Origin of the sequence: Actinoplanes sp. NPDC051633, from assembly GCF_040681735.1 — a bacterium.
Classification (GTDB): Bacteria; Actinomycetota; Actinomycetes; order Mycobacteriales; family Micromonosporaceae; genus Actinoplanes.
In genome coordinates this window covers 1-14,248 of record NZ_JBFAZH010000063.1, presented here as the reverse complement: position 1 = coordinate 14,248, position 14,248 = coordinate 1, and the positions used below count along the sequence as shown (strand labels likewise).

The following is a 14,248-nucleotide window of genomic DNA, read 5'->3' as shown; positions in this document are numbered from 1 at the left end:
GGCCACCGCCAGCGCGGTCTCCCGCCCGGTCAGCACGTCGGGCTCGGCGAGGCGCGCGACGACCTCATCGAAGCCGGCCGCCGGCCGGATGCCCTTCGCCGGTGGCGGCAGCTCACCGCCCGCCCAGCTGTAGCGCAGCCGCTCGCCGGTCTCGACCAGGCCGGCCAGGCGAGCGGCCGCCAGCGGCGCCGCCATGACGGCGACGGTCGCGGGGTCGTCACGCCAGTGCGCCGGCACCGCCGCGTAGTAGGGCATCGGCCCGCCGAGGGCCTCGTGCGCCGCGTCGAGCAGCCGGGCGCCGAAGGTGGGCTCGGCGAGCAGGTCGAAGCGTTCCAGCCAGGGCCGCCCGACGGCGCCGGGCGGCAACACCCATGCGGCGCGGCCGACCAGCCGGCCGCGGTCGATCGCGACCCAGGTCCGGTCGGGCCGATAGCCGCCGGTGGCGAGGCCGTCGGCATAACCCACCTTGCCGACCTGCGGCAAGGGGTCGGGCATGGACTCGAAGAGACTTTCCTCGCCCGCGACGAGCGGACGGACGACAAGATGCGACATGAGGCACTCCAGGGGCAGGACGCCCCGGACTCAGTGCCGCGTGAACGCCGTGACGCGGGCGGGGCGCAGAACATCGGACATGGTTCTGACCTCCTCCCGGTCTGGTGGCGTGCCGCCCACCATACCTCCCTGGCTACCTCTGGAGGTGGCGGGCGCCGGCCGAGGTCAGGACCACGAGAGGTACGGCCACAGCCGGGTCGAGCCGCCGGCGGAGCGTCGGCGTCCAGCCCGCGTCCGGGGACAGATCCGGGTCGTACGCCGCGTTGTACGCCGCAACCAGATCCACCGGCCGCGGCAGCCGCCCACCGGCGGAGACGAGCGACCCGATCGCGGTGATCCGCGTGCCCTTCCAATACCGGATCACGTCTGCGGCCGCGACGTCGCCGCCGAGCACGAAGAAGTTGTTCTGCGCGTAGACGGCCGACTCGACACCGACGCCGATCGAGTACGAATAGTTCTCGTCGGTGACAACGAACAAGTTGTTGTAGACGTCCACCTGACCGAACCGCACCCGCGGCGCCCGCTGCAGCACATCGGCGAACCGGTTGTGGTGCAGCGTGACGCGCAGCTTCCCGACGTCGACGCCCGGGGTGTCGGTCGAGCCGATCAGCATCGTCTTGTCGTGGTGGTGATAGTCGTTGTAGGACACGGTGACCAGGTCGGAACCGCGGATGATGTCGGACGCGCCGTCGTGCACCTGGTACGGCCGGCCGAAGTAGAGCGGCTGCGCCGAGTCGGGGTTGTCGCCGTCGCTGAACGAGTTGTGGTCGATCCAGACGTTCGTCGCGCCGCTGAGCGTGACCAGGTCGTAGAGCGAGTTCCAGTTGCCGGCCTCGCCGTCGGTCGGGTCCCAGGCCGGGAAGCAATCGGCCGCGTCGGTGAACTCGATGCCGCGCACGATGACGTTGCTGACGTTGGTGAGCAACAGGTTGCCGCCGTCGATCCGCGCCCCGCGAAGGCCGGCGATCGTGGTGTTCGATCCGACGTTGACCCGGATCTGCTCGCCCTGCCGGCGCGCGGACCGGACCCGGGCATCCTCCAGCGGGCCGGTCGGCTTGGTCGCCCGGCCCCAGACCGCGGGGTCGTAGGCGGCCAGGAACGCGCCCAGGTCGTACCCCGGGTCGGCGTAGTCGGCGCAGGTCAGGCCGCCGTTCATGTCGATGTGCCCGCTGACCAGCACGATTTTCGGGACGTCGCCGGCGACCGCCGCGATCAGCTCGGCCCGGTCGCGCACCACCACGACGTGCTCGTCGTCGGCAGCGGAGCCGCCGGTGGTGCCGGCCCCCGCCGCGGCCCAGCCGTCGTTCGCGGGCAGCGGCTGACAGGCGAACCACCCCGGCGAGGCGGCGGCCGGTGCGGCGAGGCCGCTCGAGACGAGTGTCGCCGCGACGACGGCGGCGATGAGGCGACCACGCATGTGCCACTCCTGATGCAGGAAAGCGCTTACCAGGCGTACCGTGACACGCCGATCGAGCCGAGTCAATGGAGTGGAACGTGCAGGAAGTTTGCAGTGCTCTACGCCCGCGTGCGTACGCCGATCGCCGCTTCTCGCCCGACGACTTCAGCCCGCGCTTTCCCGAACCTGGGCGGATGACACTTTCACCGCGCACCATCACCGTGGCGGGCCTGGTCGCCGGCGCGATCGGCATCGGACTGCTCTGGGCGGCCGGGGTGGAGTTCCCGTTCTACCCGCCGCCGGGCCTGTTGATCCTCACCGCCGGCGCCGTGCTCGTCGGCCTGCTCCGGTGGTCTTGGGCGCCCGCGCTCGGCGCCTTCCTCGGCTTGTTCATCATCGTCGGCTTCGCGCTGTCCAGCATCATCAGCGGCACCGGCACCGGCAACCTGACCGGCGACGCGGGCGTCGGCGGGATCATCGGCACCGTGATCCAGTTGGCGGGCGCCGTCGTCGCCTTGGCGGCGGGCTCGGTGGCCGCGCGACGCGAGGTGCGAACCGCGCGATAGGTTGCGGCGGTGCGGGGGCGCAGGCTTCGAGAGGGCGATCGGGTACGCCTGGTGTCGCCGGCCAGCTTTCCCGACGACGGCTGGGCCGACCAGGTCGCCGCGACGCTCGCCGGTTGGGGGTTGCGGCCGGAGCTAGGAGCGTCGGCGCTGGCCCGGCACGGCTACATGGCGGGGCCCGACGAGGATCGCCTCGCCGACCTGAACGACGCCCTGCGTGACCCGGGGGTTCGCGCGGTGGTGACGACGACCGGCGGCGCGGGCGCGTACCGCATCGTCGACGGCATCGACTTCGACGCCGTACGCGCCGATCCCAAGCCGGTGGTCGGCTTCAGCGACATCACCAACCTGCACCTGGCCATGTGGGCCCGGACGGGGGTGGCCTCGATACACGGGTGCGTCGGCACCGGCGGGCGCACCGACGAGTCGGCGCGTCACCTGCTCTTCGACGCCGGGCCGGTGACGGTGCACGCATCGCCGGCCGAGCCGCTGGTGCCCGGCCGGGCGAGCGGGATCCTGATCGGCGGCCTGGCCGGCGCGATCAGCAACTTCGTCGGCGCGGGCCTGCCGTCGCTGGCCGGAACGATCGTGTGCCTGGAGGGAGCGCAGAACCCGCACTTCGACCGCTTCCTGTGGGCGTTGCGGCGCGGCGGCGCACTGCAGGGGGTACGCGGCTTCGCCATCGGCGACCTCGCCGGCCTGGATCCCGCGGTGGCGTCGCCGGGGCCGGAGTCGGCGGTGGAGGTGCTGTCGGCCCGGCTGGGCGATCTGGGAGTGCCGATCCTGAGCGGGCTGCCGTTCGGGCACATGCCGGACCAGGTCTGCGTTCCGCTGGGCACGTGGGCGACGATCGACACGGAGGCCGGCACGCTGACGGCCGAGTCGGCGGTGGCCTGATGCGCATCGTCGACGTCACCCCGGCCGACCTGAACGCGGCCTTGCGCGATCCGGCGGTGCGGGCGATCCGCGTAGCCGGTTACCGCATCCTCGACGACCTGGACGTGGCGGCGGTGCGCCGCGACCCGAAGCCGATCATCGGCACGGGCGACACGACATTCGTCCACTTGGAACTGTGGCGCCGCTGCGGTTCGGTCGGCTACCACGGCTCGGACCAGCCGGAGCTGGCACCGATCAAGCTCTGCGCGTCAAAGGCCCGCACGAGCCAGGCATCGGGCCACGCATCGGGGACGTTGCTCGGCGGCAGCCTGGCCGCCGTCCGGGCCATGATCGGCGCCGGCCTGCCCGATCTGACCGGCGCGATCCTGCTCCTGACCGGCGAGCGCACCCAAGGCCTGGGCCAGGTCGATCGGCAACTGACCCACCTGCGCCGAGCGGGCATCCGGGGCAGCGTCGCGGCGGTGGCGGTGGGCGTGTTCACCGGCTTCGACGGCTACGTGGACCGTGGCTGGACCTTGCGGGACGTCCTGCACGACCACCTGAGCCGACTGACCGTGCCGGTCCTGACCGGCTTGCCGATCGGCCCTGGCCGGCCGGCGGTCCCCATCGGCACGAACGCCCACCTGGACGCGACGAAGCGCACGCTCACAATCGACGCGGCCGTGAGCTGAGGGACGCGCGACCGAAGCCGCCGCCCGCCGCCTCCCCCACCCCTGCACTGGGTGGGTCACAGACTAGGGCCCGCGTATGACGAAGGCCGCCGCGTCTCCACAGGCAGCGACACATGACAGCCCGGCTCGCGCACGCAGCCCGGCAGACCGAAACCCGGTCAGCGGGGTGCACCAGAAGCCGCCGCCCGCCGCCTCCCCCACCCCTGCACTGGGTGGGTCGGAGAGTAGGGCGCTGGTATGACAATCTCCTCGGGTTATCCACAGGGTGACCGAGCCGACCGCCCGGCGGCTGGGCAGAGGCGGTGAGCCGACGCCCTGCTTGCGGGTGTGTGCGGGTGGCTTTTCGTCGCTCGTACCCGGATGAATTTGATCTTGGAGGAAGTTGTGACTGATGTGTCGGTGCGGCTGCGGCCGGTCGTTGAGGATGATCTTGCGATGTTTCGGCGGTTCGCTGTCGAGCCCGGGCTCATCGGTCTGGACTGGAGTGGCTTCCGTGATGCGCAGGCGCCTGCTCGGCAGTTCGCGATCGACGGCTTTCTCGGCGACGACGACGGGCGGCTGATGGTCGACGTCGGCGACGAGCATGGGGCGGCCGGGTATGTGAGCTGGCGGCCCGGGACGTTGGGGCCGGCGAAGCACTGGGAGATCGGGATCGCTTTGCTCCCCGCGTGGCGCGGGCGGGGCATCGGCTGGCGCGCGCAGGCGATGCTGTGTGACTACCTGTTCACCCACACGCCGGTGCAGCGCATCCAGGCCGGCACCCATCCCGAGAACGTCGCCGAGCAGAAGGCGCTGGAGAAGGCCGGCTTCCAGCTCGAGGGTGTGATCCGGTCCTGCGAGTTTCGCGCCGGGCAGTGGCGCGACGGTTATCTCTACAGCCGGCTGCGCGACGATGTCAGTCGTGAGTCACCGCGCTGAGCGCTCGCCAGATCAGGATCACGAAGACGGCCGAGCCGGCGAAGGCGAACCAGAACGGCGCCACCACGCCGAAGTGGGTGGCCAGCGTGCCGCCGATCGCCGAGCCGACCACCAGGCCGCCGTAGACACTGATCGTGTTGACGCTGTTCACGCGACCCATCAGCGCCGTGGGGACGGCGCGCTGGCGGACCGTGATCGACGTCGTGTGCCAGATGAAGGCGTGCGCCCCGAAGACGAAGAAGATCGGCATCGCCACCCACGGCGTGGTCGTCAGCGCCAGGCCCAGGTGGGTCAGCGTCTCGAGGATCAGACCGGCGCGCATCACGTTGCCCAGGCTGACGCGGCGGGTGATCCAGCCGTAGGCTGCCACCCCCACCAGGCCGCCCGCCGCGGAGACCGTGCTGACCAGGCCGAAGCCCACCGCGCCGAGGCCGAGCCGCTCGGTGGCGTAGAGCACGAGGACCGACCAGGCGGCACCGAAGGTGAAGTTGAAGATCAAGATCGTGAGTGACAGGGTACGGACGGCCGGGTGGCGAACGGTCCAGCGCAGTCCCTCGGCGATGTCGCGGCGGATCCCCGACGGCTCACGACTGTACGGCGGCAGTGAGATCCCGGCCAGGACCAGCACACCGGCCGCCACCAGCGCCGCCTCCGCCACGAACGGCCAGACCACCCCGGCGGCGAACAGGACGGCACCGAGCGCCGGGCCGACGAGCTGGTTGAGGGTGATGAAGCCCGCCTGCAGTCGCGCATTCGCCAGCGCCAGGTCGTCGCGGCCGACCAGCATCGGCGCCAGGGTGGACGCGGTGCCGTCGGCGAAGACCTCGGCGGTCGCCAAGAGCCCGAGTGCGATCAGCGCCGGCAGGACCGTCACGACGCCCGCCGCCAGCCCGGCCACGAGCGCGACCAGGATGACGGCGCGGAGCAGGTTGGCGGTGACGATGATGCCGCGCCGGTCGAGCCGGTCGGCGAGCGCGCCCGCATAGAGGCCGAAGATCAGCGGCGGGGCCCAGCGCAGCAGGGCGGCGAGGGAGATCAGGAACGGGTCGTCGGTGAGCCGGGTGAGCAGCAGCGGGCCGGCCGCGGCCGCGATGCCGTCGCCGAGGTTGGTGCTCCACGACGATGCCAGCAGCCGGCGGAAGTCGGTGCCGAGCCGGCGGGGCAGGACGGATTCGAGGAGTACGCGCATCGGAAGGCCACCGTAGTACCGCCCGGCTCACCGCCCTGCGTATTTTCCTGCTTGTGCGGGTGGAGGGATTCGAACCCCCTAGGCGCTGAGCAACTGTTTTACAGGCAGTCCCGACCCTCCCGCGTCGGCGCACCCGCTCGGCGGGCCGGGCCCGCATCGTTGCAGGGGAGGGATTTGAACCCTCGACCTCGGGCCTATGAAACCCGCGAGCACTCCGAGCTGCTCCACCCTGCGTGTGGACCCGGCCGGGATCGAACCGGCTGCCTCCCGCTTGCAAGGCGGGCGCTCTCCCAGATGAGCTACGAGCCCTTCACATCACGTACCCGGAGCGCGATTCGAACGCGCACTGTCGCCGACCTGAACGGCGTGCCTCCTGCCAATTGGGCTACCCGGGCCTGAACCTGCCTGCTTGCGTGCCCTCGGCGCGAGTCGAACGCGCACCAACGGCGCTCTCGACGCCGTGCCTCTGCCAGTTGGGCCACGAGGGCGTGCCTTGATCCACGAGAGGCGGCGTTCCGGATCGTTGGCGGGGTAGCGCAAGTGATCCCCACCAGCGAGCCACGACGCGCGTTCCGCCGCAGCCGGCCCGGCGACCGGACCGCCGCCTCTCGTCCCCCGAAAATGCTTGTCTCAAGAATTGCGCATGAGCCATTCAGTAAAGGCGCCGACTCGATTACCGCTCAAGAGGAAAGGCTCTTCCGCCCGCCTCGGAGAAGTGTGCGCCGGCGGTCCCCCACCGAATTGACGGCGACGAAAAGCCGCCCAACCCGGACCGGGAGGGGCGGCTCAGCGCTGGTGCGTCACCCGCGCCGCGGACCGGCCCCCTCGAGGCCCAGAAGCTCATACGTGCCATCGGAACCGAGCAGAACGGCAACGGCCCCATGGCGCGGCGATAGCCGTCGCGCGCTGGTGGCGGCCTGCCGAGTCATCTCGAACTCCTTCAGTCTGCGCCGCGCCCTGGCGGCGTGGCTGATAGAAACGATAGCGAGAGCGCGGACCATTTCGCAATGCCTTTACCGGAGCAATTTCAACAATCGACGTCGGCGGCCGGCAACGCGCCGGTCGTCAGATATGCGTTCACGGTGCTGTTCGCGGTCGGCGACGCCGACGCGGACCTGTCATCCACCGATACCGATCATCGCCGGGTGCCGGCGGGTGCTCAGATTCCTGGATGCGTGAGAAATCCTGGACGCGTGAGGTCGGCCGTCACGGTAATGTCCGGTCATGGGCGACAGTCGATCTCTGGTGACGGAGCATCCGCCTGCCGTCCACTATGACGACGAGGAACGCCCGGCCCGTGAGCTCACCGGTCGCGTCGCGCTCGGCGTCGCGGCCGTCGCCTTCCTGGTCGCGCTGCTGGTGCTGTGGGAGGTGTTCCGGCCCCTCGCCCAGGGCAGCCAGTTCTACCTGATCATCTTCCTGGCCGGCACGCTTCCGCTGGTCTTCCTGTCCTACCACCCCGGGTTCGGCAGCAAGGACCGGCCGACCATTCTGGACTGGTCGCTGGCGGTGCTGGCGTTGATCGTCTGCCTCTATCCGCTGAACCCGTTCAACGGCGGCTACGACGGGTTCCTCAACCGGCAGGGCCTGCTCGAGACCGATGACATCGTGGCCGGCGCGATCCTGCTGCTGCTCGTCGTGGAGGCATGCCGCCGCACGACCGGGTGGGCGCTGCCGATCGTCTGTGCCGCGTTCCTCGCGTACGGCTACTACGGCGGCCTGCTGCCGCAGAACTGGCCGATCGCCCACGTCGGCCTCGACTTCGGGCAGATCGTCGACGCGTTGTTCAACTCGGGCAGCGGGTTCTACGGCACCCCGCTGGACGTCGCGGCCACGTACATCGTGCTGTTCACCATCTACGGCGCCGTGCTCGACATCTCCGGGGCCAGCCGCTTCTTCGTCGACCTGTCGGTCGCCGCCTTCCGCAAGTCGCGCAGCGCCGCGGGCCGCACCGCTGTCGCCGCCGGCTTCCTGCTCGGCACCGTCTCCGGCTCGGGCACGGCCACCGCGGTGAGCGTGGGCGCGGTGACCTGGCCGATGCTCAAGCGGGCCGGCTACCCGCCCGAGCAGGCCGGCGGCATGCTGGCCGCGGCCGGCGTCGGCGCGATCCTGTCCCCGCCCACCCTCGGCGCGGCGGCGTTCATCGTGGCCGAGTACCTCGACGTGTCCTACCTGACGGTGCTCGGCTGGGCGATGATCCCGACCGTCCTCTACTACCTCGGCATCCTGCTGGCGGTCGAGATCGACGTACGCCGCTTCAACGTCAAGGCGCTCGACGTGCCACAGACCTCGGCGCGGCGGCTGCTGCTCCGCTTCGGCTACCACTTCTCCTCGCTGATCCTGATCGTGGTGCTGCTCGCCCTCGGCATCAGCGCCACCCGCGCCGTGGTGTACGCGACCGTCTTCGCCGCGGCTCTCTCCTTCCTGGACCGCCGCAACTGGCTCACCCCGCGGCGCCTCTTCCAGGCGCTCTCCGCCGGGGTGCGCGGCGTGCTGCCGGTCGCCGCGGTGTGCGCCGCCGCGGGCATCATCACCGCCACGACCACCAAGACCGGCCTCGGCGCGCAGCTCGCCAGCCTGCTGGTCAGCGGGGCCCGGGCGGTCACCGACAACCCGACCGCGGTGCTGGCGCTGACCGTCGTGCTCGCCGCGATCGCCCTCGCCATCCTCGGCCTGGCCGTCCCGGTCACCGCCAGCTTCATCATCGGCTGGGTGATCATCGGCCCGGCGCTGCTCGGCCTCGGTGTCAGCCCCGCGGCCGCGGCGATGTTCGTCTTCTACTACTCGGTGCTCTCCGAGGTGACCCCGCCGACCGCCCTGGCTGCCGTCGGCGCGAGCGCGATCACCGGCGGACGCACCGTGCCCACGATGTGGCAGGCCCTCAAGTACGCACTGCCGGCCTTCCTGGCGCCGATCGCCTTCGTGCTCACCGGACCGGGCGAGTACCTGCTGGCCCGCGGGCCGTTCCTGGGGATCGTGTGGACCACCCTGGCCGCCATGCTCGCGGTGTTCGGCCTCGCCGTCGCCACCGGCGGCTGGATCTTCGGCATCGGCCCGGCGCCCCTGGCCGCCCGGATCCTGGGCGGGCTGGCCGGCCTTCTTCTGCTCTACCTGGCACCGACCACCATCGCGGCCGGCGTGATCGCGCTCGCCGTGGCCGCTGGACTGGCCTACCTACACAAGAGAACGGGGAGTCATGAAACTGCTCAAAGCTACGACGGCCCTACTTCTTAGCGCTACGGCTCTCGTCGCGTGCGGCGGGCGGCAGGACGCCGCCACCACCGACGCGGGCGGCGAGGTCACCTGCGAGGTGGCGAACGAGACCCGGATCGGCATCGCGACCGGCAACACCACGGGCGTCTACTTCGCACTCGGCAACGCGTACGCCGAACAACTCGGCGCCACCGGCGGCAAGGTGAAGGCCACCGCCTCCGAGACCGGCGCCTCGGTGCAGAACATCCAGCAGCTCGTCGCCGGCACTTTCGGGCTCGCGTTCTCGCTGGCCGACACCGCGGCGGACGCGGTCAACGGCACCGGCAGCTTCACCGCGAAGCAGCCGATCGCCGCGATCTCCCGCATCCACACCAACTACACGCAGGTCATCGTCCGCAAGTCCGCCGGCATCACCGACGTGGCCTCGATGAAGGGCAAGCGCGTCTCCACCGGGTCACCGAAGAGCGGCACCGAGGTGATCGCCAACCGCATCCTCAAGGCGGGCGGTCTCGACCCGGCGAAGGACATCAGCGCGCAGAAGCTGGACCTGACCAAGACCGTCGATGGCATGAAGGACGGCAACATCGACGCCATGTTCTGGTCGGGCGGCCTGCCCACCCCCGGTGTCACCGACCTGCTGACGACCTCCGCCGCGCAGGTGCAGTTCCTCGACATCACCTCGCTGCTGCCGGAGATGAAGAAGATCAATCCGGTGTACGAGGAGGGCACGATCCCGGCCGCGACCTACAAGACCCCGGCGGAGGTGAAGACCATCGTCGTCCCCAACCTATTGCTGGTGAAGAACGACCTGGACGCGAACGTGGCGTGTGTGCTGACCAAGGCCCTCTTCGACCGCAAGCCTCAGCTCGAGCAGGCGAACGCGGCGGCCAAGGAGATCAGCCTGGACACGGCACGCAAGACCGACCCGGTGCCCCTGCACCGCGGAGCGGTCAAGGCACTCGACGACCTGAAGGCTCCGCAGTAGCCGCGAGGGCCCAGGCGATCAGCGCCGGCTGACCGAGCAGGCGCAGCGCTCGCTTGCGGTCGGTGTCCAGGCCGAAGCCGTCCCGGTGCTCGGCCCACTGCGCGATGTTGCCGGGGAAGACCCCGACGAAGAAAGCGGCGACCGCCCGCCCCAGCAGGCGGCGGCCGGGCTGCCGCCACGTGGTCAGCAGCGCCGTGCCCAGCGCCAGCTCGACGTAGCCGGACACGACGACCACCTTGTCGGGGTCGGCCGGGAACCACGACGGCACCTGCGCCTGGAACTCGCGCCGCTTGGTGGTCAGGTGGCCGGCGCCCGCGGTGAGCAGGAAGGCGCCGAGCGCCGCCTGAGCCAGTGCACGGGTCTTCATAACCTCAGAACCCTAGTCCGGCTCACTCCCGAAGAACTGGCGGAGACCGATGAATATCCTCGAGCAGCTGCTGGAACGCGACGACCCCCGCGTGCTGGGCGTGATCCTGACCGGTTCGCGCGCTCGCGGCATGGCCACCGAGTTGTCCGACTACGACGTGACGACCGTGGTCGCCGAGCAGGACGAGCCTTGGCGGCACGACACGCGGACGGCCGGGCTCGACGAGGTGACGTGCACGGTCGACGGGCTGGCCGACACGTCGGTGCACTGGCGGCGGTACGGCTACCGCGGCGCGAAGGTGCTGCTGGACCGTCTCGGCGGCAGGATCGCGGCGCTGGTCGAGCGGCAGGCCGTCCCGACGCCCGAGGAGGCGGTCCAAGCGGCGCGGGCCATGCTGGATGCGTACCTCAATCAGCTTTATCGGGCGGCGAAGAGCCGTCGCGACGGCTTCCCCGAGGCCGCTCGCCTGGACGAGATGGAGAGCATTCCGTGGCTGCTGGAGACCGTCTTCGCGCTGCACGGACGGCTCCGGCCGTACAACAAATACCTGCGGTGGGAGCTGGAGACCTTCCCGCTGCCCGGTGACTGGACCCGGGCGCTGATGCCGGCGCGGCTCGCCGACGCGTGGCTGGATCTCTTCCCTGCGGTCGAGGCGCTCGCCCGCGAGCGCGGGCACTCCGACGTGCTGGACTCGTGGGGCACCGACATCGACCTGATCCGCGCCGCCGCCCGGCCGGTTCAGCGGCGGTCGGCCGCCACGTAGGAGGCCGCTGCGGTGGCCGCCGACACGGTCAGGACCGCCGGCCAGGAGCCGATGCGCCTGGCCAGCGGGTGGGAGAGGCCGAAGGCGCCGACATACGCGACGACCAGGGCACCCGTCACGCCCGGGCTGGTCCGCCGGGCCCACTCGCGGCCCGCCAGCACACCGCCCGCGGCCAGGACCAGACCGCCGAGCGGGCGGATGCCGGTGCGCCGGGCGAGCTGCCAGCCGCCGATGAGAGAGCCGGCCGTGATCGCCGCCGTAGGTACGCGCATGCGACGAAAGGTACACCGCCGCGGGACCCCCGTACCCGCGTGATCTTGATCTTGATCTTGGCGAGGGCGCAGGATGACGGGGAGCGACCTGGAGGTCAGATGGCGCAGGAGACGGTCGGGACGGCGAAGTTCCGGGAGGCCCGGGACTTCCTGCTGGCGCATCGCGAGGACTATGCCGAGGCGTCCGCGCAGTTCGGCTGGCCGGAGCTCGACGAGTTCAACTGGGCGCTGGACTGGTTCGACGTGATCGCCGAGGGCAACGACGGCCCGGCGCTGTGGATCGTCGAGGAGGACGGCCGCGAGCAGCGGTTCTCGTTCGCCGAGATGGCGCACCGCTCCAACCAGGTGGCGACCTGGCTGCGCGCGCAGGGCGTGGCCCGCGGTGACCGGATCGTCCTGATGCTGGGCAACCAGGTCGAGCTGTGGGACACCATCCTCGCCGCGATCAAGCTCGGCGCCGTGCTGATCCCGGCCACTCCCCTGCTCGGGCCCGCCGACGCCCGCGACCGCGTGACCCGCGGCGAGGCGAAACACGTGATCGCCCTGGCGAGCGCGGCCGGCAAGTTCGACGACGACGTCACGCGGATCGCGGTGGGCGAGCACGTGGACGGGTGGCTGGACTTCGCCGACGCCTACGGGACGGACGGCGCTTTCGCGCCGGACGGCGTGACGCACGCGAGCGACACCCTCCTGCTCTACTTCACCTCGGGTACGACCGCACGGCCCAAACTGGTCGAGCACACCCACGCCAGCTATCCCGTCGGGCACCTGTCGACGATGTACTGGATCGGCCTCGAACCGGGCGACGTACACCTCAACATCTCTTCGCCCGGCTGGGCGAAGCACGCCTGGAGCAACGTCTTCGCGCCGTGGAACGCGCAGGCCTGCGTCTTCATCCACAACTACACGCGCTTCGACGGCCCGCGCCTGCTCGCCGAGATGCAGCGCTGCGGGGTGACCAGCTTCTGCGCGCCGCCGACCGTGTGGCGGATGCTGATCCAGTCGGACCTGACCGCGCTGGCGACGCCGCCGCGGCTGGTCGTCGGCGCCGGCGAGCCGCTCAACCCCGAGGTCATCGACCAGGTGCAGCGGGCGTGGGGGGTGACGATCCGGGACGGCTTCGGCCAGACCGAGACCACCGTGCAGATCGCCAACACACCGGGGCAGAACGTCAAGCCGGGCTCGATGGGCCGGCCGGTGCCCGGGTACCGTGTCGTGCTGCTCGACCCGACCACCGGCGAATCGGCCGACGAGGGCGAGATCTGCCTGTCGCTGGACCCGCGGCCGCTCGGGCTGATGGTCGGATACCACGGCGACGACGAGCTGACCGCGGAACGGATGGCCGGCGGCTACTACCACACCGGGGACATCGGGTCGCGGGACGTGGACGGCTACATCACGTACGTGGGCCGCACCGACGACGTGTTCAAGGCGTCCGACTACCGGATCTCGCCGTTCGAGCTGGAGAGCGTGCTGATCGAGCACGAGGCGGTGGTCGAGGCCGCGGTGGTGCCGTCGCCGGACGAGCTGCGGCTGGCCGTGCCGAAGGCGTACGTGGTGCTGGCCGAGGGCTGGGCGGCGGACGCCGCGACCGCGAAGGCGATCTTCGAGCACTGCCGAGAGCACATGTCGCCGTTCGCGCGGATCCGGCGGCTGGAGTTCGCCGAGCTGCCCAAGACGATCTCCGGGAAGATCCGGCGGGTGCAGCTGCGCGACGCCGAGCTGGAGAAGCACTCCGAGCCCGGCGCCGCGCCTGCCGGTGAGTTCACCGACCGCTGAGTCTTGGCCGCTCGTCAGCAGCGGCCGCGGTCCTCCCACTGCTGGGTCCAGCCCGGCTCGGAGCCCTGTGTCCACCACTTCGCGCGCCAGAGGTGCACGCCGTCGCCGGAGGGCGGGCCGCTCGGGTCGCCGTTGCGGCTGCGCTCGTGCTTGACAAGCTGCCCGCCGGTGTAGACCGAGTTCACGTTCCACGCCGGGGCGTTGCCGCAGTCGGTCGCCGGCGGCGGGTTGGTCGGGGGCGTCGTCGGCGGGGTCGTCGGCGGATCGGTCGGCGGGGTCCCGCATCCACTGGCCGTGTCCACAGTGTCCTCGAAGGTCCGGCCGCCGCCCCGGTAGGCGTTGACCTCACCGGTGATCTGCGCGGGCGACAACACCTGGTTCTTCGCGAAGAGCAGGTAGTCGACCTGCTGGTGGTAGGTGCTCAGCCCGCCGCTGTGGGTGGCGAGGTCGATGAACCACTGGTTGAAGTTGATGGTCATCGTCTGGCGCGGGTAGAACTTCCCGGAGTGATCGCCGACCTGCACGCCGTCGATGAAGTACTTCACGTGCCCACCGGCGACCTGGGCCGCGAGGTCGTGCCATCCGTTCAGGCTGTACCGCTGCTCGGAGTGCATGTTGTCGGCGAACCAGGGGTCGTTGCGGTAGGTGTACCAGGTGGTCTGGTAGTTGATCGGGCCGGTCTC

12 protein-coding genes, 5 tRNA genes and 2 pseudogenes are annotated in these 14,248 nt (G+C 70.8%); 8 read left to right on the top strand and 11 right to left on the bottom strand.

The window, feature by feature from the left end; all coding sequences use genetic code 11:
- Positions 1-552, bottom strand: a pseudogene (locus AB0M20_RS06390) (acetyltransferase); the annotation flags it as partial.
- 133 nt (positions 553-685) lie between these two features.
- Entirely contained in the window at positions 686-1,969 is a 1,284-nt protein-coding gene (locus AB0M20_RS06385; protein WP_364294669.1) for a polysaccharide lyase family 1 protein, read from the bottom strand.
- Positions 1,970-2,142: 173 nt separating this feature from the next.
- Between AB0M20_RS06385 and AB0M20_RS06380 the strand changes: the two genes are divergently transcribed.
- The 4 genes from AB0M20_RS06380 (at position 2,143) to AB0M20_RS06365 (ending at position 4,997) form a co-directional block, all read left to right on the top strand.
- The gene (locus tag AB0M20_RS06380) at positions 2,143-2,514 is read left to right on the top strand and encodes a hypothetical protein (RefSeq protein ID WP_364294666.1); all 372 of its coding nucleotides are present in this window, start codon (positions 2,143-2,145) and stop codon (positions 2,512-2,514) included.
- Positions 2,515-2,523: 9 nt separating this feature from the next.
- The gene (locus AB0M20_RS06375) at positions 2,524-3,408 is read left to right on the top strand and encodes an LD-carboxypeptidase (protein ID WP_364294663.1); all 885 of its coding nucleotides are present in this window, start codon (positions 2,524-2,526) and stop codon (positions 3,406-3,408) included.
- Positions 3,408-4,079 carry an LD-carboxypeptidase gene (locus AB0M20_RS06370; protein WP_364294660.1) on the top strand — a complete coding sequence of 224 codons (672 nt, stop codon included), beginning with the start codon at positions 3,408-3,410 and terminating at the stop codon, positions 4,077-4,079. Before AB0M20_RS06375 ends, AB0M20_RS06370 begins: the two co-directional genes overlap by 1 nt.
- 366 nt (positions 4,080-4,445) lie before the next feature.
- The gene (locus AB0M20_RS06365; protein WP_364294657.1) at positions 4,446-4,997 is read left to right on the top strand and encodes a GNAT family protein; all 552 of its coding nucleotides are present in this window, start codon (positions 4,446-4,448) and stop codon (positions 4,995-4,997) included.
- Here the strand turns inward: AB0M20_RS06365 and AB0M20_RS06360 are convergent.
- The 6 genes from AB0M20_RS06360 to AB0M20_RS06335 all read right to left on the bottom strand — a co-directional run bounded on the left by AB0M20_RS06360 (position 4,975) and on the right by AB0M20_RS06335 (position 6,674).
- Entirely contained in the window at positions 4,975-6,186 is a 1,212-nt protein-coding gene (locus AB0M20_RS06360; RefSeq protein ID WP_364294654.1) for an MFS transporter, read from the bottom strand. The two genes, AB0M20_RS06365 and AB0M20_RS06360, sit on opposite strands and share 23 nt — an antisense overlap.
- Positions 6,187-6,240: 54 nt before the next feature.
- A tRNA-Tyr gene (locus AB0M20_RS06355) sits at positions 6,241-6,323 on the bottom strand.
- 22 nt (positions 6,324-6,345) lie between these two features.
- Positions 6,346-6,420: transfer RNA gene (locus tag AB0M20_RS06350), tRNA-Met, on the bottom strand.
- A 2-nt stretch (positions 6,421-6,422) separates the two neighbouring features.
- Positions 6,423-6,495: transfer RNA gene (locus AB0M20_RS06345), tRNA-Ala, on the bottom strand.
- Between the two features lie 11 nt (positions 6,496-6,506).
- Positions 6,507-6,581 (bottom strand) — tRNA-Leu (locus AB0M20_RS06340).
- A 19-nt stretch (positions 6,582-6,600) separates the two neighbouring features.
- Positions 6,601-6,674, bottom strand: a tRNA-Leu gene (locus AB0M20_RS06335).
- 736 nt (positions 6,675-7,410) lie between these two features.
- Here AB0M20_RS06335 and AB0M20_RS06330 point away from each other — a divergent pair.
- Positions 7,411-9,420 (top strand): TRAP transporter fused permease subunit, encoded by a 2,010-nt coding sequence (locus AB0M20_RS06330; RefSeq protein WP_364294651.1) that lies wholly within the window; start codon positions 7,411-7,413, stop codon positions 9,418-9,420.
- Positions 9,383-10,384 (top strand): TAXI family TRAP transporter solute-binding subunit, encoded by a 1,002-nt coding sequence (locus tag AB0M20_RS06325; RefSeq protein WP_364294648.1) that lies wholly within the window; start codon positions 9,383-9,385, stop codon positions 10,382-10,384. The genes AB0M20_RS06330 and AB0M20_RS06325 overlap by 38 nt, the downstream gene beginning before the upstream one ends.
- On the opposite strand, the gene AB0M20_RS06320 is transcribed toward AB0M20_RS06325, so the two are convergent.
- A complete protein-coding gene (locus AB0M20_RS06320; RefSeq protein ID WP_364294645.1) occupies positions 10,350-10,751 on the bottom strand; it encodes a hypothetical protein in 402 nt (133 codons plus the stop codon). The two genes, AB0M20_RS06325 and AB0M20_RS06320, sit on opposite strands and share 35 nt — an antisense overlap.
- Before the next feature lie 49 nt (positions 10,752-10,800).
- Between AB0M20_RS06320 and AB0M20_RS06315 the strand changes: the two genes are divergently transcribed.
- Complete coding sequence (locus tag AB0M20_RS06315) at positions 10,801-11,514, top strand: nucleotidyltransferase domain-containing protein (protein WP_364294642.1); 714 nt, start codon at positions 10,801-10,803, stop codon at positions 11,512-11,514.
- Here AB0M20_RS06315 and AB0M20_RS06310 read toward each other — a convergent pair.
- Positions 11,490-11,786, bottom strand: a complete 297-nt coding sequence (locus tag AB0M20_RS06310; protein ID WP_364294639.1) for a hypothetical protein — start codon at positions 11,784-11,786, stop codon at positions 11,490-11,492. The genes AB0M20_RS06315 and AB0M20_RS06310 overlap by 25 nt on opposite strands.
- A gap of 99 nt (positions 11,787-11,885) precedes the next feature.
- Between AB0M20_RS06310 and AB0M20_RS06305 the strand changes: the two genes are divergently transcribed.
- Positions 11,886-13,565: an AMP-binding protein gene (locus AB0M20_RS06305; protein WP_364294636.1), complete on the top strand. Its 1,680-nt coding sequence runs from the start codon at positions 11,886-11,888 to the stop codon at positions 13,563-13,565.
- Positions 13,566-13,579: 14 nt separating this feature from the next.
- Here the strand turns inward: AB0M20_RS06305 and AB0M20_RS06300 are convergent.
- Positions 13,580-14,248 (bottom strand): annotated as a pseudogene (locus AB0M20_RS06300) (glycosyl hydrolase); the annotation flags it as partial.